We start from the raw sequence: 21,747 nt of genomic DNA, 5'->3' as shown, positions 1-21,747 counted from the left end.
GAGACAGAAAACATGAGCGGCGAACTCGCGCCCGTCGTCGAGGCGGGTCCGTACCGCCTGCGCAACGTCGGCAGCCGGCTGCTGCTGGAGGTGTACGGCGCTGCCAAAGGCAGCGGGGCCCGGGTCCAGCAGGGTGAGGACGACGGGACGGCCGCGCAGGTGTGGCGGCTGTCCCCGGTGCACGAGGGCGCGGCCCTCTTCCACCTGGTCAACGAGCACAGCGGGAAGCGGCTGGACGTCGCCAACGCCGATACGTCGAACGGCACCCGCGTCCAGCAGTGGAAGGCCAACAACTTCGGCGCCCAGGAGTGGCTGATCGAGCAGCATCCGGAAGCCCCCGGAACGGTGACGCTGGTGAGCTTCATCAGCGGGCTCGTCATGGAGGTCGCGGACCGTTCCACCGAGGACGGCGGCACGATTCAGCAGTGGGAGGACACCGACTCCCCCTTCCAGTGGTGGCGGTTGGAGCCGGTGAGGTAGCGCACCGGGGCCGCCGCTTCAGTCGCCGCGGCGGCCCAGGTGCACCGTGCGGGCGACGAGCAGGTGGACGTCGGGGCGGTGGTGCAGGCCTTCGGGGTCCTCGGGGTCCAGCAGCCGGTCCAGTACGGCGCTGTCCTCGGCCGTCAGCAGGTCGCCGAGCACCTCGCGCTCGCGGGTGATACTCGCGACGACATGGTCGCGGGCGGCCCGGGAGAGCGGGGCGGGCAGGTCGAGGAGGAAGCTGCGGGTGCCCTGCGGGACGAGGCCGACCGCGGTGAAGAGAGCGCGCCAGTCCTCGGTCTCCCGCTTGGCGCCGGGGAGTTCGGACCGCATGCGCTCGAAGCGCGTGGCGGCGGCCGCGGTCATCCGCGCCTCCAGACCGGGCTGCCCGATGCCGATGTCGCGGGGCAGCCGCCGGGCGGGCAGGCCGCCCTCGACGAGCGCGACCGTGCCGCCGGGCCGCAGGAGCGCGGCGAATCCGGCCAGAGCGGCGCGCTGATCGCCCAGGTGGTGCAGGGAGTTGCCCGCCCAGATCAGATCGGCCTCGCCCAACCGGTCGAGGTCGCCGGGGAGTTCGGCCTCCAGGGTCCGGAAGCGGTCGATCACGCCGAGGCGTCGGGCACGGTTCTTCGCGCGTTCCAGCAGGGCGGGTGTGGCGTCCACGGCCACCACCTCGGCCTCCGGGAAGACCTCGGCCAGCAGACAGGAGACGACACCGGGGCCGCTGCCGACGTCCAGGACCCGGCGGACCTCCGGCGCGGTGGGCAGGGCGGCGATCCAGCGGGCCGCCTCCTCGTACTGCGTACCGTTGAGTTCGGCCTCCCGCTCCAGCAGGGGACCCAGGACGTCCCAGTCGATGTCGGCGGGGTGCGCTTCGTGGTGGCCGTGACCGGCGTGGCTGCTCATGGGGTCAGCCTCCCCGGACGGGACGCACGCGGCAAGCTTCTTTGCCGGTCCGGCAAATCGGGGCCACCGTCGAGGACGACGCCCGGCACGGTCGAACCGGAACGTCGTTCGCCGCCGGCCGGCCCGGCGGAATACACCACCTGTACACCGACCGAACGGTAGGCGGAGCACACATATTGCCGGGGTGACGTCGGGCCCATAACTTGCCCTTATGGAGCTGGAGTTGCGCCATCTGCGAACGGTCCGTGCCATAGCCGACACCGGCAGCCTCACCAAGGCCGCCGCCACGCTGGGGCTTGCCCAGCCCGCTCTCAGTGCTCAGCTGCGGCGGATCGAGAAGGCCCTGGGCGGCACTCTCTTCGACCGCGACCACACCGGAGCGCGTGCCACCCCGCTCGGCGAACTGGTGCTGGAGCGGGCCCGGGTGGTCCTGCCCGCGGTCAGCGAACTGCAGGCGGAGGCCGTGCGGTTCGCCAATGCCACGGGGGCGCTGGACCGGTTCCGGCTGGGCGGCACGCACGGTCCGCTGCTCGGCGGTCTGGTGGACCGGATGGCCACCGCGTACCCGGCGGTGCCGGTGTCGACGTACACCTCGTGGTCGGTGGCCGAGATCGCCTCGCTGGTGATCGACGGGCGGCTGGACTTCGCGCTGATCGGCACCTGCGGCGAGAGTCCGCCGCCGCTGGCGGACCGGCTGGTCTGGGAGGTCGTCGGGGTGGATCCGGTCTTCGTGATGCTGCCGGAGGATCACGCCCTGGCCGGCGAAGCGGAACTGGATCTGGCCGCGCTCGCGGACGAGTGCTGGGCGGATGTGCCGGGCGACGGCTGCTTCGCCGACTGTTTCACCGCGGCCTGTGCGCGGTCGGGCTTCACCCCGGTGTCGGTGTACGAGACGGACACCTCCTCCGTCGTCCATCTGGTGCAGGTGGGGCGGGCGATCGGGCTGTGCCGGGCGACGTTCCCGCCGACGCCCGGGGTGGTGACCAGACCGCTCGCCGGTGCGCCGCTCAGCTGGCGCCATCTGGTGGGCTGGCACCCGCACTCCCCCGCCGCGGACGCCGCGGCGGGGACGGTGGCCGGGGCGACCCGCGCGGCGTACGCGGAGGCGGTGTCGCGCAGCCCGGTCTACGCGCAGTGGCTCGGCGCGAACCCACGGTTCGGCACGGTGGCCTGAGCCGGAGCGGCCTCCTGGCGCGCCGGGCTATTCGGCTCCGTGGGCCGGGGCGGCGGACGCCACCCGGGCGGCGAGCGCGAGGTCCTTCTCGGTGACCGCGCCTCCCGCGTCGTGCGTGTGGACGGAGAGGGCCACCGTGTTGTATCCGAGCGTCAGGTCGGAGTGGTGGTTCAGCTCGTCCTGGATCCGCGCGATGTGGACCGTCAGCGCGGCGGCGGCGAAGTGGGAGGGCAGCCGGAAGGTCCGGGTGATCCGGTCCCCCTCCAGCGCCCAGCCGGGCAGGTTCTCCAGCCGGCGGTCGATCTCGGTCGGGGACAGCGGTTCGGCGCTCATGGAACGGCTCCCGTGGGTCTCGGTTGCTTACGTCTCGGTGGGTCGGCGTGTACGTCACAGCGGCCCGTACCCGCCGCGGCCCGCCGGTGACGTTACGGTCTTGGCATGACGACTGTCCTGCCCGACACGGGAGTGGGGCCGCTGCTGCGCGACTGGCGGGAGCAGCGGCGCATCAGCCAGTTGGAGCTGGCGCTGCGCGCGGACTCCTCGGCCCGCCACATCTCCTTCATCGAGACGGGCCGCTCCCGGCCCAGCGAGGAGATGGTCCTGCGGCTGGCCGAGCAGCTGGACATCCCGGTCCGGGAGCGCAACGCGCTGCTCGTGGTGGCCGGTTACGCGCCCCGCTACACGCAGACGCCGCTCGACGACCCCGCGATGGCCGCCCTGCGCGAGGGTCTCGACCGGCTGCTGGCGGCGTACGAGCCGTATCCGGCGCTCGTGGTGGACGGCGTCTACGGCGTGGTGGCGGCCAACCGGGGCATCGCGCTGCTGCTGGAAGGGGTGTCGGAGAAGCTGCTGGCCCCGCCGGTGAACGCCATGCGGCTCACCCTCCACCCGGACGGGCTCGCCCCGCGCATCGTGAACCTCCCCGAGTGGCGGGCGGACCTGCTGGCGCAGATGGACCGGCAGATCGCCCTCGTACGCTCGCCGGAGCTGCGCGCGCTGTACGACGAGGTCGCCGCCTATCCCGTACCCGCACGGGCGGACGCCACGAACGGCCCCGAGCCTGAGCGGGGGCGGGAGCAGGAGCGGCCCGCCGCGTTCGCGCTGCCGATGCGGCTCGAACACGGGGGCCGGGTCCTGTCGTTCGTGTCGTCGATCGCGACGTTCAACACGCCCATGGACGTGACGGTGGCCGAGCTGGCCATCGAGACGTTCCTTCCCGCGGACCGCGAGACCGCCGCCTATCTGCACGCCCATGTGCCGTCCTGACCCGGCCCCTTCCTGTCACCTCGGACGCGGGCCCGTCACCTCGGACACGGGCTTGTCGCCTCGGACGCGGGCCCATCGCCTCGGACGCGGGCCCGTCGCCTCAGACGCGGGCTCCGTTGTCGAGCGGGTCGCGGCGTTTCGCACGGGCCTTGCCTCGCGCCGTGCCCTTCCCCTTGCCCGGTACGGGCGGCGGAGCCTTGGCGGTCCGTTCCAGGACGAGCGCGCCCGGTACGGCGGTGAACACCGAGGACCAGGTGCCGACGACGATGCCGATGAGCAGGGCGAGCGCGAAGTCGGCGAGCGAGTCGCCGCCCAGCACCGCGAGGGCGGCCAGGATGAACAGGGCCCCCATCCCGGTGTTCACGGTGCGCGGAACGGTCTGCAGCACGGCCCGGCGGGCGATGGTGTCCAGCGGGGTCTTCCGGTTGGTCCCCCACAGCTCGCGGACCCGGTCGAAGACCACCACCGAGTCGTTGACCGAGTAGCCGATGACGGTGAGCAGGGCGGCCAGGAAGATGCCGTCCACCGGCCGCCCCAGCCAGGCGAAGGCGCCCACCACGAGAATCACGTCGTGCACCATGGCCCCGACGGAGGCCACGGCGAACGTCCAGCGGAACCGGACCGCCAGATAGGCCAGTTGCACGACCACCGCGACCGCCAGGGCGATCAGCGCGTTGCGCCGCAGTTCGTCGCCGAGGCTCGGGCCGATCAGCTCGTCACGTACCTTCGTCGTCTCGCCGCCCTCCTCGGCGAGGGCGGCCCGCAGGGCGTGTTCGCCGTCGTTGTCGAGCTTCCCGGTGCGTACGGACAGATCGCCGTCGCCGGCCGTGGTGACCTCGGCGTCGCCGAACCCGGCGGCGGTGAGCGCGTCCCGGGCCGTCTCGACGTCGACCGGCCTGCTGGTGGAGTACTCGACCAGCCGGCCCCCGGTGAACTCGACGCCCAGATCGATCCCGCGCACCACGATCCCGGCCACCGCGACGACGACCAGCGCCGCCGAGACGACGAGCCAGCGGACCGGCTTCCGGAAGAGCTTCGGATCCCTGCGGACCAGCCAGGTCCGTACGGCGCCGGGGCGTCCGATGCCGTTGACCCCGCGGTAGTCGCTGACGAAGCGGGTGTTCGCGGCGATCTCGGTGAGCGCGCGGGCGATGACCAGCGCGGAGAACATCGAGGCGATGACGCCGATGGCGAGGGTGACGCCGAAGCCCTTGACCGGGCCCGAGCCCAGGAAGAAGAGCAGTCCGGCGGCGATCAGGGTGGTGACGTTGGAGTCGGCGATCGCGCTCCACGCCTGTTGGAACCCGGTGGTCAGCGCGGAGCGCAGCGAGCGTTTCGGCCGCTCCGCGCACTCCTCCCTGGCCCGTTCGAAGACCAGGACGTTCGCGTCGACCGCCATGCCGATGGCGAGGACGAAACCGGCGAGGCCGGGGAGGGTCAGTGTGACGCCGAGGGCGACGAGCGCGGCGTAGGAGATCACCCCGTACGCGCCCAGCGCCACGGCGGCCAGCGCGCCGAAGAGGCGGTAGACGACGGTGATGAAGAGTGCGGTGGCGGCGGCTCCGATGAGGGCCGCCTGCATGCTCGCGTCGATGGCCGCCGCGCCGAGCGTCGGGCCGACGGTCCGCTGCTCGACGATCTCGACGGGTACGGGCAGGGCCCCGCCCTTGATGAGCAGCGCCAGGTCACGCGCCTCGTCCGCGCCGAACGAACCGGTGATCTGGGTGGCCCCGGACGGCAGTCCGGCCCGGCAGCCGACCGAGGGGTCGACCTGCGGTGAGGAGATGATCTTCTCGTCGAGGACGATGGCGACCCGGCGCCGGTCGTCCCCGGCCGGATGGCAGGCGGCCTCGCCGGTCAGCCGCTTCCAGTCCTGGCCCGCGTCCTTGCGGAATTCGAGCGAGACGCTCCAGCCCGCTCCGCCCTGCGCGTCGAACCCGGCGGTGGCGTCCTCGACGCCCGCGCCGGAGAGCCGGCTGGGGCCGAGCGTGAGGGGGCGGCCCTGCTCGTCGGGGAGGGTCAGCCGCTCGGGGTCGGCCGGGTCGGATTCCGGGGTCTTCCCGTCCGGCTCCTCGGCCGCCGGGCCCTCGACCGCGTGGAAGCTGAGCTGGGCCGTCCGGCCGATCACCTCGGTGGCCTGGCGCGGATCCTGGACATCGGGCAGTTCGACGATGATCCGGTCCTCGCCGGAACGGGTCAGATTCGGTTCGGAGACGCCCAGCGAGTCGATCCGCTGGCGCAGCACCTCCAAGGTGCGGTCGGTGGTCTCCCGGTCCGCCTGGACGGTGGCGGTGTCCCGGGCCTGGAGCACGATACGGGTGCCGCCCTGGAGATCGAGGCCGAGTCTGGGCGACATGGTCAAGGTGATGAAGACGGAGACGAGCAGAACGGCGGCAGCCAGAACCGCTCGCACCACGGTGGCGCGAGTCATGGAAATCCTCCGGTGGGGCGTCGGGCGCCCTCACCTCAGTGAGGACGCGACGCCGATGCGGCAGACGCGGAACAGGACGGATGACCGGTCGTGGGACCGGTGGTCGTCCTGCCCGGAGGCCCCCGGACGCCGGGGAGCGCGCCCCTGCGGCTGCCGGGCGCGTCGAAGGCTTCCGTGGCGGTCCGCCGTACTCCGGCGCGCGGCTCGGCGAGCCCCGGCGGAGCGGGCGTCAGCGCGTCGTGCGGGGGCGGCGGGGCGTGGAGGAGCAGATACGGCCGGCCGCTGCCCGCCCGCGGGGCCTGCGCCGGGTCGGCCGCCGCCCGGGGATGCTCGTGCCCGGCCCGCGCCACCGCACCGGTGTGGTGGGTCTCCGTGTCATCGGTCCGCGCGTGGCCGGTCCCCTGGCCGGTCCCGGTCCGGTGGGTCGTCGGTGCGGCGGACACCGAGGTCACGGCGGTGGCAGCGGGGGCGGTGCTGGTGGCAGCGGGGGCGGCGACCGTCACGGCGGGCGCCGTGCTCAGGGCGGTCAGGGCGGGTACCGCGCCGCTCGCCGTGGCGGCGCCGCCGACCAGGGTGAGGACGGTGAGAAGCAGTGTGGTCAGCACGGACCGCACCCGGAACGCGTTCGCCCGGGGCCGTCCCGGGTACGGCGTCACCTCGGTCGGCCGGAATGCTCGGGCGGCGCCGTCCGATGGCGGAGCACGGAGCTGAGGATCTGTCCGGCGCCCCGGACCACCGTGGTCGACGGGTCGTCGGCCAGCCGCACCCGGGTGCCGAGGCAGCGGGCGATGCGATCGGTGACATCCGCCCGCAGCGCGCCGCCGCCCGCGAGCACCGGGCCCTTGCGCAGGGCTCCGCGGATCGCGCCGTGCCGGTCGTGCCGCCACATGGAGGTGATCATGTCGAGCACCGTGCGGACGAGGACGGCGGGCAGCGCCGCCGGATCGAGGCCGTCGAGATCGTCGAGTCCGCTCTCGGCCTGCCGGGCGTCGGCGACCAGGCCGCCCACCAGAAGCGTGACCTCGGTCAGCTCGGCCCCCATGTCGACGACGAGCAGGGGGCCCGCCTCCCTCGGCCCGGCGTACGCGGCGGCGGCCCGGGCGCTGCTGAGGACCACGACACGCGTCGTCCCGAGCCCGGCGAGCAACGCCCGCGCGGCGGTGCGGTGTTCGGCCCCGGCGAGCACCGGGTGGCTGAGGACGATCACGCTGTCGCTGCGGTCGGGGCCCAGGGCGGCGTCGGCGATCCGGCCGAGCAGCCGGCCGCAGGACTCGGGGTCGACGATGCGCCCGCGCCGGACCGGCCGTTCGGCAGCCCCGTGGGGGCCGGAGGCGGGGTACGGGTCGAGAACCAGGCCCCGGCCGGGCACCCAGGCCCGGGTACGGGAGCTGCCGAGATCCAGGGCCAGCCCCCGGGCGGCCGGGGTGGCACCCGGTGCGCCCGGCGCGCCCTCGTGCCGGTGGTACGTCCGGAGGCCCGCGTGGGAACGACCCGTCCCGAACGCCCCGGCACCGCTTCCGTCACGAAGCGGTCCGGGGCCCTTCCCCCATGGGTCCGCACCCGGGCGGAGCGGCCCTCGCCACTCGCCGGGCGCGGAAGCGATCGGGACACGGACAGCCGGTGGCGGTGTGGTCGGAAGGACGGTGGCCGGGGCGGGGCCCGACGACGGGGGGACGGCGCGACCCGGTCGCTGTCCGTTGTGCACAGAACGCATCGTCCCTCACCCCCGGCCGCCCGTCGCAGCCGTTCACGCACCCCGTCGGCCCGCTGATAGCGAGGCGCGACCGATCCCTCACTATGCAATACGGGGTGGTGGAACGCCACTTCCCCGCAGATTCACAGGCCTGAACCTCGCCTTCGCACAGCGGGCGTCATCAGGTCAGCTCTCCTCCCCCGCCGCGAGGAAGGCGCCGACCAGCTCCGCGAACTCCTCCGGCACCGCGATCCGGACGCCCAGGTCCTCCGCCTTGGTGCGCTTGGATCCGGCCTTCTCCCCGGCGACCAGCAGGCTCGTGCGCTTGGAGACGCTGGAGGACGACTTGCCGCCGGCCCGCTCGATCAGCTCGTTCATCTCGTTGCGCGTCAGCTTCTCCAGCACTCCGGACATGGCGCCCGTGACCACCACGGTCATCCCCGACAGGGGCAGCGCGGAGCCGGTTCCGCCGTCGCCATCGGCCTCCGCCCCGGCCTCTCCGCCATCCGTCCGCGCGTCCGTGCCGGCCGGCTCCTCCGTCCCGGGCTCCGGGGGCGGGGTGGCGCCCGGCTCCGTCATGTTCACCCCGGCCGCGACGAGCTTGCCGATCAGCGGGGCCAGCTCCGCCAGCTCGGCGACGACCGCGGCCGCCTTCTCCTTGCCGATGCCGTCGACCCGCTGGAGGATCTCCACGTCGGCGGCGACGATCCGGTCCATCGTGGCGAAATACCGCGCGATGCGGCGCGACATGGAACGCCCCGTGCCGCGCACCCCCAGGGCGCAGAAGACCCGGGAGAGCGGCCGGGCGCGGGCGGTGTCGATGGCCGCCAGGAGGTTGTCCGTGGAGGTCTCGCCCATCCGGTCGAGGGAGAGCAGCTGCTCGCGCTCCAGGGTGAACAGATCCGCGAAGTCGGCGACGAGGCCCGCGTCGACGAGCTGGACGACCCGGGTGGAGCCGAGGCCCTCGATGTCGAGCTGATCGCGGCCCGCCGCGTACGAGACGGAGGCGACCAGGCGGCAGTCGCGGCCCCGGGTGCAGCGCCAGCGCTGCTCGCTCGTGTCGATGGCGGAACCGCACTGCGGGCAGCTCTCGGGGAAGGCGATGGGCGTCTCGTCGCCGGTGCGCAGGTGCACCACGGGGGCCTCGATGCGCGGGATGATGTCGCCGGCCTTGTAGACCATCACCTGGTCCCCCAGCCGCAGGTCGCGGCGGGTGATGTCGGCCGGGTTGTGCAGGGTGGCGTAACCGACGGTGGAGCCGTCGATCTCCACGGGCTCCAGGACGGCGCGCGGCGCGATGATGCCTGTGCGCCCGACGTTCCACTCGACGGACAGCAGGCGGGTGATCTTCTCCACGGCGGGCAGCTTGTGGGCGATGGCCCAGCGGGGCGCGCGGGTGCCGGAGCCGGCCTCGCGCTGGTCGGCCGCCAGATCGGCCTTGATCACGATCCCGTCGATGCCGAACGGCAGCGAGGCGCGCAGGGAGGCCGTCTCGGCCACCCGTGCCTGGACCTCCTCGACCGTGGCGACCCGGACCGGCGCCACGTCGGTGCCCGCGGCGGTGTGCACGCCGAGGCCGGCGACGTACGCCAGGACCTCGCTGTGGGGCAGTTCGGGGAGGGTCTCGGCGAGCTCCCCGGAGTCGTGCAGCGGCAGTGCGCCGTAGGCGAAGAAGGTCGTCTCCACGCGGTAGGCCCGGTCCTTGGCGCGCAGGGTGCCCGCCGCCCCGTTGCGCGGATTGGCGAAGGGGGCGCCGCCGTGCTCCGTACGGATCGCGTTGCCCTGCTCGAACTGCTCGTTGGTCATGAGGATCTCGCCGCGCACCTCGATGGTGACCGGTTCGGCCAGCCGCTCCGGCAGCCCGACGACCGCACCGGCCGCGTGCGAGACGTCCTCGCCCGCCGTGCCGTCGCCCCGGGTGATGAGACGCTCGAACCGGCCGTTCCGATAGCGCGCGGCGACCGCCAGGCCGTCCAGCTTCGGCTCGACGCTCCACGCCGTCACCGGCCTGCCGATCCGGCGCTCCAGCGACGCGGTCCAGGTCGCGAACTGCTCGGCCGAGAACACGTTGTCCAGCGACAGCATGGGCACCGTGTGCGGCACGTCGCCGACGGCGGCCCCGCCCGCGACCTTGCCCGTCGGCGAGGCGGCGAGCACCTCGTCCGGGTGGTCCGCCTCGTACGCGGCTATCCCGCGCGCCAGCCGGTCGTAGGCGTCGTCGTCCAGCGCGCTCTCGCCCGTGGCGTAGTACGCGGCGGCGGCGAGCGAGGCCTCTTCGACCGCGGCGGCGTAGGCGGCGGCATCGGCGAGCACAGCAGCTGAGTTCGTCATGGCCACCATTCTTCCGCCCACCACTGACAACGCCGCTGAACCCTCCTCCACCCCGATCTTGAGAGAGCGCTCTCCAACACGCACATCCGCAACTCGTCTTCGATCAGGCTTATTTCTTGGGTCTGCGCACTCTCTTGACATGCGCAGAAGGCAATCCTACGTTCCTCCGAGAGAGCGCTCTCTCTCATGATCAAGGAATCCCCCCATCCCCCCACGTCCCGAACAGGAGTGCCGTGCTCTTTCGTCATCGACGCAATCCGGACCACCGCCGCCAACGTTCTCTGCCGCCCTGGCGGTACAGAATCGCCGGGCTCGCCACGGCGGCCCTCGCCCTCTCCTTCCTCCAGGCCAACGTGGGCAACGCGGCGGCCGACCGGGCCGCAGCGGACACCGCTCCGAAGGCCGCCGCGGATGTGGTGCGGGTGGCCGAGTTCCTCGCGGAATGCCCGTACACCCACCGGGCCCCCGACGACCCGATCGTCTTCCCCGGGCTGCCGGGCGCCTCCCACATGCACAGCTTCTTCGGCAACGACACCACGCACGCCGGCTCCGACCTGGCTTCGCTGGAGCAGGGCCGCACCTCGTGCTCCCCCGACACCGACCTGTCGTCGTACTGGGTGCCCACCCTCTACGACGGCGACCAGGAGGTGGAGCCCACCGGCACCACCTTCTACTACCTCGGCGAAGGGGTCAGCGACGATGTCATCCGGCAGATCCAGCCCTTCCCCCGGGGCCTGCGCATCGTGGCCGGCAACGCGAAGGCGACCGGCCCGCAGGACAACACGATCGCCCGCTGGTCGTGCCTGCACGCCGGTGAGGTCAACCCCTCGACGGACTTCGTGAACTGTCCGCCCGGCACGATGATGGAGTCCTACCTGGACTTCCCGCAGTGCTGGAACGGCACGGATCTCGACTCCGCCGACCACAAGAGCCACATGGCCTACCCGGTGGCCGGGGGCTGCCCGGCCACCCACCCGGTGCCGGTGCCCAAGCTCCGGCAGGTGCTGCGCTATCCGGTGAACGGCGACCCGGCCCGCTTCCGGCTGGCGTCCGGGCCCGGCTACACCATGCACGGCGACTTCTTCAACGTATGGCCGGAGGAGGAGATGGCGCAGCGCGTCCGCGACTGCATCAACGCGATCGTCAAGTGCGGTTTCGACGGCAAGCCCTGATCGTCCGTCAACTCCGTGCGCACCGCGTCCGCTCCGGGGCCCCGGCTCCGGAGCGGGCGCCCTCCCCCACCGTACGAGGACACCTCATGAACCGCATGAACCTCCCGCCGCTCCCCCACCGGGCCGCCGTCCTCGGCCTGCTGGGCGTGCTGGTCCTCACCGGCGCGGCCGGCTGCTCGTCGGCGGCGGACTCCGGACCCCGTACGGCGGCGGACTCCGCGCCCCGTGCCGCAGAGGCACGGACGTCCACCCCGCCGTCCGCCGCCAAATCCGCCTCCGCCACCGACGTCGGCTGGGTCCAGCTGATGACCCCGATGAACCAGCAGGCGGTGAAGCTGCTGACGCTCGCCGCCGAGCGTGCGGACGAACCGCGGCTCCGCGCCTTCGCGGTCCGGCTGCGGGCCGGCCAGGAGGCCGAACTCGACCGTCTGCGGCCTCTGTTGACCCGGATGGGGCTGCCCCTGACCGATGTGCACGCGGGGCACGACATGCCCGGCATGGTGACCGAGCGGGACCTGACGGCGGCCCGCGCCGCCGAGGGGCCCGCGTTCGACCGGCTCGTCCTCGCCGGGATCCGGGACCATCTGCGCCAGTCCGCGCAGGTGTCGCGTTCCGAGATCACCGCGGGCGGCCGGGCGGACGCCCGCGAGCTGGCCCGCGCCCTTGTCACGGCGCGCGAGACCTTCCTCGCCGAGCTGGCACGACTGCCGGGCGCGGAGCGGGCCCTCGGCTGAACGGGGCGGCCTGCCTGCGGGTATAAAGGGCTGCATGACAGCCGAAGTGCCGCCGCCCGTACGCCCCACGACCTTGGAGGACGTGGCGGCCGTGGCCGGTGTGTCACGGGCGACGGTGTCCCGGGTGATCAACGGGGCGACCACGGTGGACCCCGCCCTGCGCACCGTGGTCGAGGAGGCGGTGGCGACCACCGGCTATGTGCCGAACCGGGCGGCGCGCTCGCTGGTGACCCGGCGGACCGACTCGGTGGCCCTGGTGGTCTCCGAGCGGGAACGGCGGCCGATGTCCGAGCCGTTCGTCGGCCGGATGTTCTCCGACCCGTACTTCGGCCGGGTCGTCAGCGGGCTGCTGGAGGTGTTGCGCCCAGCCGGTATCCAGATGGTCGTGATGCTGGCCGACGACGAGGCCTCCCGGACCCAGCTGCTCTCCTATCTGCGCCACGGCCATGTCGACGGGGTTGTGCTGATCACCACGCACGCCGACGATCCGCTTCCCGGGCTGCTCCAGGAGACCCGGATGCCCGCCGTCCTCGCGGGCCGTCCGCACAAGCCGTCGCCGCTGGCCTATGTGGAGGTCGACCAGCACGCCGGGGCGCGGCTGGCGGCCGACCATCTGGCCGCGCTGGGGCGGCGGCGCATCGGCACCGTCTCGGGGCCGCAGGACATGCCCGCCGGGCAGGTCCGGCTGACCGGTTTCCTGGAGGCCGTCGCCGCGCACGGCATCGAGGACGTGGCCTGCGCCGAGGGGGACTTCACGCATCTGGGCGGGGCCGCGGCCATGCGCAGGCTGCTGGCGGACCGCCCCAACCTGGACGGGGTGTTCATCGCCTCCGACCTGATGGCGCTGGGCGCGCTGCCGGTGCTGCTCCGGGCCGGGCGCGATGTGCCGTCCGATGTGGCGGTGGTCGGTTTCGACGACAGCAGCGCGGCGGCCGCCTGCGACCCGCCGCTGACCACGGTCCGGCAGCCGGTGGAGGAGATGGCCGCGGAGATGGCCCGGCTGCTGCTGAAGCAGATCGGTGAGCCGAGCGGCCCCTCGCCCTCCGTGCTCTTCCCGCCGACGCTCGTACGGCGTCAGTCGGCCTGAGTCAGGCCTCCGGCTCCGACACGCCCGGAACAGGGGCCTCCGGAACGGGAGTCTTCGGCACCGGAGCCGCGGCCGGGAACGGCTCGTCCGCCAGGTCGGCCCCGGCGAAGCCCTCGGCCCGGACCGGCACCTGAGGGCCTGAGGACTCCTGGAGCCAGCGGGTCAGCACCCGGTGCACGGCCTCGGCGCCCACCAGCCCGCCGCCCGGCGGCACGGGCGCGCCCTCCGCGGTCTCGGCGGCCACGATGTCGAGCGGATCCGTCAGTCCGCGCGGCCAGAGCAGGAACGGCCGGGACTGTTCGCCGCCGAGGCCGCCGTGCGAACCGATCTGCTCCTCGAAGGCGTGCACGGTACCGGTGGCGGGGTCGTACATGGAGTTGACCATGACGTCGGCGACGTGCGGGAAGGTGTCGGTGCGCCGTACGGCGGCGGCCGCCCCGACGCCGAAGTCCGCGAGCGGGCCCTCGCCGTCCGCCAGTGCGGCGACGGGGACCTCGGCCCCGCCGGGCCCGAGCACCACGGAGCCGTGTGCCTCGCTGCGTACGAGGAGGAAGCCGATCCCCGGGTGGTTGGCGAGCGTGGAGAGCAGCGCCGGATGGCGGCGCTCGATCTGTTCGCGGGAGGCGCGGCCCTCGATGTCGGGGAAGGAGATGAGCCCGAGGTTGCCGGAGGCCAGCACGATCGGGTCGGAGAGCTTGGCCGGGTGCTCGGCCTCCTGGTCCTCGACCGGGCGGTGCAGGGCGATCCGCACCGCGTCGCGGGCCTCGGAGGCGCTGCGGGTGCGCTGGGCGCGGCGCGGCACGGGCAGCCCGCAGCCCGCCCGGACGAGGTCCTTGAGCGTGAGCCCGTACTTCCCCGCGAAGGTCTCGCCGGGGCTCTGGCCGTGGTCGGACAGGAGGACGATCCGGTAGGCGCGCGGGGTGTGGTCGGCGATCTTGGCGATCAGGGCGAGCGAGCGGTCGAGGCGTACGAGGACCTTCTCCGCGTCGCGGCTGTGCGGGCCGGAGTGGTGGGCGACCTCGTCGTAGGCGACCAGGTCGGCGTAGACGGCGGTGCGTCCGGCGAACATGTCGCCGAGGACGGCGGCGGCGACCACGTCGCGCTCCACGACGGTGGCGAAGGCGCGGATGAAGGGGTAGAGACCGCCGCGCTTGATCCGGGGGGTGACCTTCCGGGCGCGGGCGCGGGTCGACTGGCCGATCTCGCGGAAGACCTCGGCGACGAAGGACAGCGCGGTGCGGGTCGCGTTGGCGGGGTCGGAGAAGTAGGCGAAGTATCCGGCGCGGGAGCGGCGGCCCTTGCCGCGCCGGGCGGCCATGGAGAGGACCAGGGCGAGCTGTCCGGCGCCGCCGCTGAAGAGGTTGCCGCGGCTCGCGCCGTCGACGGTGAGCAGCCCTCCGTCGTGGGTGTGCGCGATGGCCCGGCGCTGCATTTCGAGGGCGCTCGCGGGCCGGCTGGAGACCATGAGCGTGCGGGTCTCCTTCTCGTACCAGCGGAACGCGGGCACGTCGTGGTTGCTGCCGTGCAGGATGCCGAGCTGGCTGGCGCCGGTCTGGCTGGACCAGTCGGTGCGCCAGGGGGTGAGCCGGTGTCCGGAGGAGTCGGCGAGCCAGCCGGCGACGGTCGGCATCAGCCCGTCGGCGGCGGCCTTCACCAGGACGTCGTGGCCTACGCCGTCGAGCTGGAGGAAGACGGTGCCGGGCGGTCCTTCGCGGCCGGGCTCCGGCGGGCGCGGGGAGCGGCCGCGTCTGCGGCGCCGGTCGGCGAGCCGGGACAGCCGGCGGCGGTAGGCCTCGTCGTCGCGGACGGCGAGGGCGGTGGAGGTGGCGGAGGCGACGGCGGACATCACGGCGGCCACGACGACGGCGGTCTCCGGCGCGGCGTCGCCGCGTCCGTCCGGGATGAGGCGCAGCGCTATCAGCAGCAGCGAACCGTTGAGGAAGAAGACCAGCGCGCCGAGGACGAGCGCCGGCACGATGAGCAGGGACCGTACGAGGACGGGCCAGACCAGGGCGGAGAGCAGACCGAAGGCGCCCGCGCCCCAGGCGGCGGTGAAGGCCGTCTTGGTGATGGTGTCGCCGTCGTCGGACTGGAGCTGGAAGTCGGGCAGGATGCCGGCGAGCGCGAGCATGGTGAGGGTGGACACCGCCCAGACCGCGGTCACCCGCATCAGGGCTCTGCCCGCCGTACGCCACTTCCCGTCACCCACGCCGGTCCACCTCACGCCCTCTCCGCCCCCGGCCCCGCTCGTCCGGGTCCCGCTCTTCAGCTTTTCACAGCGTCGGTCCCGGTCAGCGGCTCCGGGCGGACCGGCCGGGGGGCGGCGGGACGGTACGGGGGGCGCATAGGCTCGTAGCGGCAGCGCACCCGGGCACGGGTGGCGCGGGCCGCGCCGGGACACGGGGTCACGGGGTCGAGCGAGGAGGCGGACGTGCCGGTGGAGGTCACCTGGTGGGGTCATGCCACCTGCACGATCGAGGACTCGGGGGTGCGGGTGCTGACCGACCCCCTGTTCGTACGGCGCTTCGCGCATCTGCGCCGCCGCCGGGGCGAGGTGCCGCCGCCGCAGGCCGCGGTCGCGGAGGTGGTGCTGGTCTCCCATCTCCACTCCGACCATCTGCATCTGCCGTCGCTGGCCCGGCTGGCTCCCGGCAGCCGGCTGATCGTGCCGAGCGGCGCGGTGGCGGCCGTGCCGGGGCTGCGGATGCTCCGGCGGAGGCGGCAGCTGCAGATCACCGAGGTGAGGCCGGGCGACACGGTCCGGGTCGGCGAGGTGCGGGTGCGGGCGGTGTTCGCGCTGCACGACGGGCGACGGCTGCCGGTCGGGCCGCACCGCGCGCCCGCGCTCGGTTACGTGGTCGAGGGCGAGGCCCGGACGTACTTCGCCGGGGACACCGGGCTCTTCGACGACATGGCGGACGCGGTGGGGCCGGTGGACGTGGCGCTGCTGCCCGTGGGCGGCTGGGGGCCCTATCTGGGGCACGGCCATCTCGACCCGGCCCGTGCCGCCGAGGCCCTGACCCGGCTCGCGCCGCGCTCCGCGGTGCCGGTGCACTACGGCACGTACTGGCCGATCGGTCTGGACGGGGTGCGTCCGCACGAGTTCCACGCGCCGGGCGACGAGTTCGTCCGGCACGCGGCGAAGCGCGCGCCCGAGGTGACGGTGCACCTGCTGGGGCACGGCGAACGGGTGGGTCCGGAGGTGGGCCGGTGATCCAGGAGATCCAGCAGGTGGTGCGGGAGCTGCCCACCGAGTCGACCCAGCAGGCGGTCGGGTACCCGACGCTGTTCGCCCTGGTGGCGCTGGGGTCCTTGGTGCCCGTGGTGCCGACGGGGGCGCTAGTGAGTACGGCGGCGGTGGTGGCGTTTCACCAGACGTCGCCGTTCGCCCTGCTCTTCGTGTTCGTGGTGGCGTCGGCCGCCGCGTTCCTCGGCGACGTCTGTCTGTACTGGCTGGGGCAGCGCGGGGTGCGGTCGAAGAACGGCTCGAAGTGGCTGGAGGCGATCACCCGCCGGGCCGCGCCGGAGCGGCTGGCCCAGGCGCAGGCGAAGCTGGACGAGCGCGGCGGAACGGTGCTGGTGCTGTCCCGGCTGGTGCCGGCCGGGCGGATCCCGGTGATGCTGGCCTGTCTGCTGGGCCGGATGCCGTTGCGCCGGTTCGCCCGGGGCGACGTTCCGGCGTGTCTGGCCTGGGCGGCGACGTATCAGCTGATCGGGATCCTGGGCGGTTCGCTGTTCCCGGAGCCGTGGCAGGGGGTGGTCGCGGCGGTGGCCCTGACGCTGCTAATCAGCGGGGCTCCGGCGGTGTGGCGCAGGCTGCGGTCGCGGTTCGGCCCGGCGTCCTCGTGACCGCGCGCGGTCCTGGCCGTCATCGGCGCAGTGCGGCGAAGACCGCAGCGAAGGCGTCCAGCGCCTGCGCCACGTGCGGGAGCTCCAGGGGTTTCGCGGCGGTGAGGGACTCCGTCTGCTGCTGCGGTGTGGCGCCCAGCAGCGGACCCGTGCCCAGGCGTACGCGCAGGGCGCCGAGCTCGTCCCCGAAGCGGTGGCCGCCCGGGGCCGGTGCGCCGAGCCGGTCGGTGAGGTACTCCTCCAGCTCCATGGAGTCCGTGACGCCCAGGCCGGCCAGCCGGGAGCGCAGCGGGCCGAGGTCGGCGTAGAGGTGGCGGCCCGCCTGCGGTGGGCGGGCCAGCGCGCCGGAGCCGAGGACCGTGCGGTGGGCGGCGGCGGCGACCTCGCTCTGGAGCGCCGCGGCCCGCCGGATCCGGTCGCGTACGGAATCCGGTTCCGCCAGCGCGTGGGCGGCCGCGTGGGCGATCGGACCGGCGACGAGCGCGCCGAGCGCGGTGAGGATGTCCAGGGTGCGGGCGTGCCGGACGGCGGCCCGGGCGGTGTCCGGGAAGCGGGCGACGGCGACCGGCCAGGCGGCGGGCGCGAGGGCTCCGGCCAGGTCGGCGATGACCGTGACATCGTCCGGGCACATCTCGGCGGGGCTGAGCAGGACGGTGTCGCGGGGCCGGTGCACGGTGTCGCGCCAGGTCTCGTCGCTGATGATGTGCAGCCCTTCGCCGACCGCCGCCTCGCAGGCCTCACGGACCAGCTCGGGCGGGGCGACGGTGGCGGTGGGGTCGTCCACGACGGACAGCAGCAGCAGTTTCGGCCTGCCTCCCTCGGCACGGACCCGGCGGACGGTCTCCAGCAGGGCGTACGGGTCGGGCACACCGCCGCACTCGGCCGGGGTCGGCACATGGTAGGCGGGCCGCCCCAGCAGCCGGGCCTGCGGCATCCAGGTGGCCGGGCAGGGCCGCGGCATGAGGACGTCGCCGCCGTGCGCGCCGATCAGCGCCAGGAGGAGCGGCTGGGCGCCGGGGGCGGCGGCGATGCTGCCCGCCGTACCGTGCAGCCCGCGCCGGTCCCAGTACCCGCGGGCCGCCTCCCGCAGGACCGGGCCGCCGCCGGGAGGTTCGGGGCGGGTCCGGGCGGAGGCGGCGGCGAGAACGGCGGCCAGCTCGGGGACGACCGGGAGACCGGGGTCGGGCGCGGGCGGCCCGTAGCGGACGGGCCCGTGGTCCTCGTGCGGGTGGCCGACCCGGTCACCCGGCCGACGGGCCGGATCCTGCGCGTGGGCGGCCTCCTCACCCGGCCGACGGGCCCGGTCCCGCCCGTGAGCCGGGTCCTGCGCGTGGGCGGCCTCCTCGCCCGGCCGACGGACCGAGTCCTGCCCGGGAGCCGGGTCCTGCGCCGGGGCCCGGTTGCCGGGCCCGCCGGTGTCCTCGGTCCCGTGCATCCGGGCCTCCTCCGCCGCTCGTCGCTCCGTGTCCGCGCCCCCGGCCGCCCGCCCGGCCACCGGGCCCGGGGCCGCATCCGGCTCCGGTCCGGGCCGATGGCGTCCGCGGCTTCTCCATGACGGCCTCTGGCTTCTTTATACGGAGGTTCCGGGCGGCCCGCCCGCTCACGTCGCGCACCCGGCGCCGGGGCCGTCACCGCGTGGGCTGTTCCGCCGGCCGGTGGCTCCACGTGGCCAGGGTCTCAGCGCGCCTGCTGGTTCAGGCCGGCCCGGCCGGGTATTCGCTGAGCCATGTCCACACCGAGAACCTCATCCGCCGCCCCCGCCGCCGCCCGGTTGCGCGGCTGGCTGCAAGGGCGGGACCTGGCCGTCTTCCGGAGCGTCGCGGACCGGCACTGGCCGGGCGCCGATCCGCTGCTGCCCAGGCTGAGCCGGAGCGCCAACCACGGGCTGCTCTGGTTCGGGGCGGCGGCCGGGATCGCGGCCCTCGGCAGCAGTGCGCGCTCCCGGCGGGCCGCCCTGCGCGGGGTGGCGTCCCTCGCCGTGGCCTCGGCGGCGATCAACACGGTCGGTAAGGGCGCGGTGCGCCGCGAGCGGCCGATAGTCGACCTGGTGCCGGTGGTGCGGCAGCTCAAGCGGCAGCCGGTCACCACCTCCTTCCCCTCCGGCCACGCCGCGTCGGCCGCCGCCTTCGCCACCGGGGTGGCGCTGGAGTCCAGGGGCTGGGGCGCGGTCGTGGCCCCGGTCGCGGTGGCCGTGGCCGCCTCCCGGGTCTACACCGGCGTCCACTATCCGAGCGATGTGCTGGCGGGTGCGGCGCTCGGTGTGGGCGCCGCGTTCGCCCTGCGCGGGGTGGTGCCCACCCGGGGCCAGCTGCCCGCGCCCGGCCGGCCGCCCGGTGAGGCCCCGGCGCTGCCCGCCGGGAAGGACCTCGTCGTGGTGGTGAACCAGGAGTCGGGCACGGCCACCGCGACCGCGTCGCTGGTGCGCGAGGCGCTGCCCGCGGCGCAGGTCGTGGAGGTGCCGCCCCAGGAGCTGTCGGCCGCGCTGGAGAAGGCGGCGGGCCAGGGGCGGGCGCTGGGCGTGTGCGGCGGCGACGGCACGGTGAACCTGGCGGCGTCCGTCGCCGCGACGCACGGGATGCCGCTGGCGGTCTTCCCCGGCGGCACGCTCAACCACTTCGCCTACGACCTGGGCATCGAGACCGTCCACGACACCGCCGCCGCCCTCACCGCGGGCGATGCGATCCGGGTGGACCTCGGCCGCTTCCGGCCGGGCCCCAAGGGCGCGGACGGGGCGGACGGCTATTTCCTCAACGCCTTCTCGCTGGGCGTCTATCCGGAGCTCGTGCGCACCCGGGAGCACTGGTCGCCCCGGATCGGCGGCTGGCCCGCGGGGGTGCTCGCGGCGTTCCACGTGCTGCGCGGCGAGCGGCCGCTGGAGGCCGAACTGCAGGGCCGCAGGCGTCCGTTGTGGCTACTGTTCGTCGGGAACGGGCTCTTCCAGCGGGTGGGCCCCGCTCCGGGCCGCCGCCACAATCTGGCGGACGGGCTGCTGGACGTCCGGGTGGTGCACGGCGGCCGGGGGCCCGCGCTGCGGCTGCTGGCGGCGGCGGTTGCGGGACCGCTGACCCGCTCCCCCGCCCATGCGGCGGTGCGGCGGCGCCGGGTGCGGATCGGCGGCCTCGCGCCGGGGACGCCGTACGCGTACGACGGCGAAGTGGCGCACTCCGGAACGGAGTTGCTGATCGACAAGCTGCCGGAGGCGCTGACCGTCTACTGCCCGATGCCGGTCTGACGCACCGCACCACCGGTCCGCATGGCAAGACGCCTATCTCATCATCCGACATGGCGACGTACGGTGGTCCCTGTCGCCGTGCCCGTCGGCGCGAGGTTTCGGGAGAGGACGTAACGCCATGCCGAAGGAGACCGCCGTGTACACGCACGGCCACCACGAGTCGGTCCTGCGCTCGCACCGCTGGCGGACCGCCGCCAATTCGGCGGCGTATCTCCTCGGTGAACTCGGGCCCGGCCTGACGGTGCTGGACGTCGGCTGCGGTCCCGGGACCATCACCGCCGATCTGGCCGCGCTGGTCGCGCCCGGCCGGGTCACCGCGGTGGACACCAGCACCGACATCCTCGGCCAGGCGGCCGCGGTGGCGGCCGAACGAGGTCTGGACAACGTCGAGTTCGCGGTGGCCGACGTCCATGCGCTGGACTTCCCGGACGACTCGTTCGACGTGGTCCACGCCCATCAGGTGCTCCAGCACGTGGGCGACCCGGTCCAGGCGCTGCGCGAGATGCGGCGGGTCTGCCGCCCCGGCGGTGCGGTCGCGGTGCGCGACAGCGACTACGCGGCGATGACCTGGTATCCGGAGACCCCCGGGCTCGACGAGTGGCTGGACGTGTACGGCCGGGTGGCCCGCGGCAACGGCGGCGAGCCCGACGCCGGCCGCAGACTCCTGTCGTGGGCGCGGCGGGCCGGGTTCACCGACATCACTCCGACCGCGGGTGCCTGGTGTTTCGCCACCCCGGAGACCCGTGCCTGGTGGAGCGGCCTGTGGGCGGACCGTACGACGGACTCGGTCTACGCCGAACTGGCCGTACGCGGTGGCCATGCGAGCACCGAGCAGCTCACGGCCATCGCCGGGGCGTGGCGCTCCTGGGGCGAGGAGGGCGACGGCTGGTTCCTGGTCCCGCACGGCGAGTTGCTGTGCCGGGCGTGAGGTGACGCGAAGGGGCGCGTCGGAGTGGAAGCGGAGGCCCGGCCCGACCGGAATCGATCACACCGGTGGCGGCCGCCAACTACCCTCGTACGCATGGAGATCCTCGGAACCACGCTGCGTATCTGCGTCGACGACCTGGAGGCCGCGGTGGCCTTCTACGAGGGGCTGACGGGCACCCCGGCTCTGCGCTTCGAGCGCGGTGGGGTGTCGGTGGCCGCGATCGGCTGCTTCCTGTTGATGAGCGGGCCGGAGTCGGAGCTGGAGGTGCTGCGCAAGGTGGGCGCCACCATCGCCGTCAAGGACGTCGACGAGGCGAACGAGGCGCTGACCCGGGCGGGCGCGCGGGTCATCGCGGGGCCGGTGCCGACCCCGGCCGGCCGCAACCTCATCGCGCTGCACCCGGACGGCTCGGTCTTCGAGTACGTGGACCGCAACGTCACCGTCTGACCGGCCGCCCGGGGCGC

The 21,747-nt window shown here is 74.2% G+C and carries 19 protein-coding genes; 11 read left to right on the top strand and 8 right to left on the bottom strand.

Annotation, left to right across the window (positions count from 1 at the left end; genetic code table 11):
* Window positions 1-12: 12 nt before the first annotated feature.
* Window positions 13-480, top strand: a complete 468-nt coding sequence (locus tag ACSMXR_RS31740) for an RICIN domain-containing protein (RefSeq protein WP_137228899.1) — start codon at window positions 13-15, stop codon at window positions 478-480.
* Window positions 481-498: 18 nt separating this feature from the next.
* On the opposite strand, the gene ACSMXR_RS31735 is transcribed toward ACSMXR_RS31740, so the two are convergent.
* Entirely contained in the window at window positions 499-1,386 is an 888-nt protein-coding gene (locus ACSMXR_RS31735; RefSeq protein WP_473170444.1) for a class I SAM-dependent methyltransferase, read from the bottom strand.
* A gap of 211 nt (window positions 1,387-1,597) precedes the next feature.
* Between ACSMXR_RS31735 and ACSMXR_RS31730 the strand changes: the two genes are divergently transcribed.
* On the top strand, window positions 1,598-2,560 hold the full coding sequence (locus ACSMXR_RS31730) for a LysR family transcriptional regulator (RefSeq protein ID WP_218524115.1): 963 nt from the start codon (window positions 1,598-1,600) through the stop codon (window positions 2,558-2,560).
* A gap of 27 nt (window positions 2,561-2,587) precedes the next feature.
* Here the strand turns inward: ACSMXR_RS31730 and ACSMXR_RS31725 are convergent, their stop codons facing one another.
* On the bottom strand, window positions 2,588-2,893 hold the full coding sequence (locus ACSMXR_RS31725; RefSeq protein ID WP_400912786.1) for a 4a-hydroxytetrahydrobiopterin dehydratase: 306 nt from the start codon (window positions 2,891-2,893) through the stop codon (window positions 2,588-2,590).
* A 105-nt stretch (window positions 2,894-2,998) separates the two neighbouring features.
* Here ACSMXR_RS31725 and ACSMXR_RS31720 point away from each other — a divergent pair, with 105 nt between their 5' ends.
* Window positions 2,999-3,826 carry a helix-turn-helix domain-containing protein gene (locus ACSMXR_RS31720; protein ID WP_473170443.1) on the top strand — a complete coding sequence of 276 codons (828 nt, stop codon included), beginning with the start codon at window positions 2,999-3,001 and terminating at the stop codon, window positions 3,824-3,826.
* Window positions 3,827-3,926: 100 nt separating this feature from the next.
* Here the strand turns inward: ACSMXR_RS31720 and secD are convergent, their stop codons facing one another.
* The 4 genes from secD to ligA all read right to left on the bottom strand — a co-directional run bounded on the left by secD (window position 3,927) and on the right by ligA (window position 10,281).
* On the bottom strand, window positions 3,927-6,257 hold the full coding sequence (gene secD / locus ACSMXR_RS31715; RefSeq protein ID WP_381793273.1) for a protein translocase subunit SecD: 2,331 nt from the start codon (window positions 6,255-6,257) through the stop codon (window positions 3,927-3,929).
* 35 nt (window positions 6,258-6,292) lie between these two features.
* Window positions 6,293-6,862, bottom strand: a complete 570-nt coding sequence (locus ACSMXR_RS31710; RefSeq protein WP_473170442.1) for a hypothetical protein — start codon at window positions 6,860-6,862, stop codon at window positions 6,293-6,295.
* A gap of 47 nt (window positions 6,863-6,909) precedes the next feature.
* Window positions 6,910-7,626 (bottom strand): rod shape-determining protein, encoded by a 717-nt coding sequence (locus ACSMXR_RS31705; RefSeq protein ID WP_137228913.1) that lies wholly within the window; start codon window positions 7,624-7,626, stop codon window positions 6,910-6,912.
* A gap of 510 nt (window positions 7,627-8,136) precedes the next feature.
* Entirely contained in the window at window positions 8,137-10,281 is a 2,145-nt protein-coding gene (ligA, locus tag ACSMXR_RS31700) for an NAD-dependent DNA ligase LigA (protein ID WP_473170441.1), read from the bottom strand.
* Window positions 10,282-10,514: 233 nt separating this feature from the next.
* Here ligA and ACSMXR_RS31695 point away from each other — a divergent pair, with 233 nt between their 5' ends.
* From ACSMXR_RS31695 to ACSMXR_RS31685, 3 genes are all read left to right on the top strand, one after another.
* Window positions 10,515-11,453 (top strand): DUF1996 domain-containing protein, encoded by a 939-nt coding sequence (locus ACSMXR_RS31695; RefSeq protein ID WP_473170440.1) that lies wholly within the window; start codon window positions 10,515-10,517, stop codon window positions 11,451-11,453.
* Window positions 11,454-11,539: 86 nt separating this feature from the next.
* Entirely contained in the window at window positions 11,540-12,187 is a 648-nt protein-coding gene (locus ACSMXR_RS31690) for a DUF305 domain-containing protein (protein ID WP_473170439.1), read from the top strand.
* 34 nt (window positions 12,188-12,221) lie between these two features.
* Window positions 12,222-13,274, top strand: coding sequence for a LacI family DNA-binding transcriptional regulator (locus tag ACSMXR_RS31685; protein WP_473170438.1), 1,053 nt, complete (start codon window positions 12,222-12,224; stop codon window positions 13,272-13,274).
* A gap of 1 nt (window position 13,275) precedes the next feature.
* Here the strand turns inward: ACSMXR_RS31685 and ACSMXR_RS31680 are convergent, their stop codons facing one another.
* Window positions 13,276-15,483, bottom strand: a complete 2,208-nt coding sequence (locus tag ACSMXR_RS31680; protein WP_473170437.1) for a phage holin family protein — start codon at window positions 15,481-15,483, stop codon at window positions 13,276-13,278.
* Between the two features lie 222 nt (window positions 15,484-15,705).
* On the opposite strand from ACSMXR_RS31680, the gene ACSMXR_RS31675 reads away from it, so the two are divergent.
* Both ACSMXR_RS31675 and ACSMXR_RS31670 read left to right on the top strand, forming a co-directional pair.
* Entirely contained in the window at window positions 15,706-16,488 is a 783-nt protein-coding gene (locus ACSMXR_RS31675) for an MBL fold metallo-hydrolase (RefSeq protein ID WP_170994396.1), read from the top strand.
* Window positions 16,485-17,123 carry a DedA family protein gene (locus tag ACSMXR_RS31670; protein WP_473170436.1) on the top strand — a complete coding sequence of 213 codons (639 nt, stop codon included), beginning with the start codon at window positions 16,485-16,487 and terminating at the stop codon, window positions 17,121-17,123. The genes ACSMXR_RS31675 and ACSMXR_RS31670 overlap by 4 nt, the downstream gene beginning before the upstream one ends.
* A 19-nt stretch (window positions 17,124-17,142) precedes the next feature.
* Here the strand turns inward: ACSMXR_RS31670 and ACSMXR_RS31665 are convergent, their stop codons facing one another.
* Window positions 17,143-18,558 carry an aminotransferase class I/II-fold pyridoxal phosphate-dependent enzyme gene (locus ACSMXR_RS31665; RefSeq protein WP_473170435.1) on the bottom strand — a complete coding sequence of 472 codons (1,416 nt, stop codon included), beginning with the start codon at window positions 18,556-18,558 and terminating at the stop codon, window positions 17,143-17,145.
* A gap of 291 nt (window positions 18,559-18,849) precedes the next feature.
* Between ACSMXR_RS31665 and ACSMXR_RS31660 the strand changes: the two genes are divergently transcribed.
* From ACSMXR_RS31660 to ACSMXR_RS31650, 3 genes are all read left to right on the top strand, one after another.
* A complete protein-coding gene (locus ACSMXR_RS31660) occupies window positions 18,850-20,355 on the top strand; it encodes a bifunctional phosphatase PAP2/diacylglycerol kinase family protein (protein WP_137228921.1) in 1,506 nt (501 codons plus the stop codon).
* 118 nt (window positions 20,356-20,473) lie between these two features.
* Entirely contained in the window at window positions 20,474-21,283 is an 810-nt protein-coding gene (locus ACSMXR_RS31655) for a methyltransferase domain-containing protein (RefSeq protein WP_381793286.1), read from the top strand.
* 93 nt (window positions 21,284-21,376) lie between these two features.
* Entirely contained in the window at window positions 21,377-21,730 is a 354-nt protein-coding gene (locus ACSMXR_RS31650) for a VOC family protein (RefSeq protein WP_103507221.1), read from the top strand.
* Window positions 21,731-21,747 lie beyond the last annotated feature (17 nt).

The organism is Streptomyces sp. DSM 106670 (genome assembly GCF_055792845.1).
Note: the sequence above shows the minus strand (reverse complement) of the source record. Positions and strands in the feature narration are given on the sequence as shown.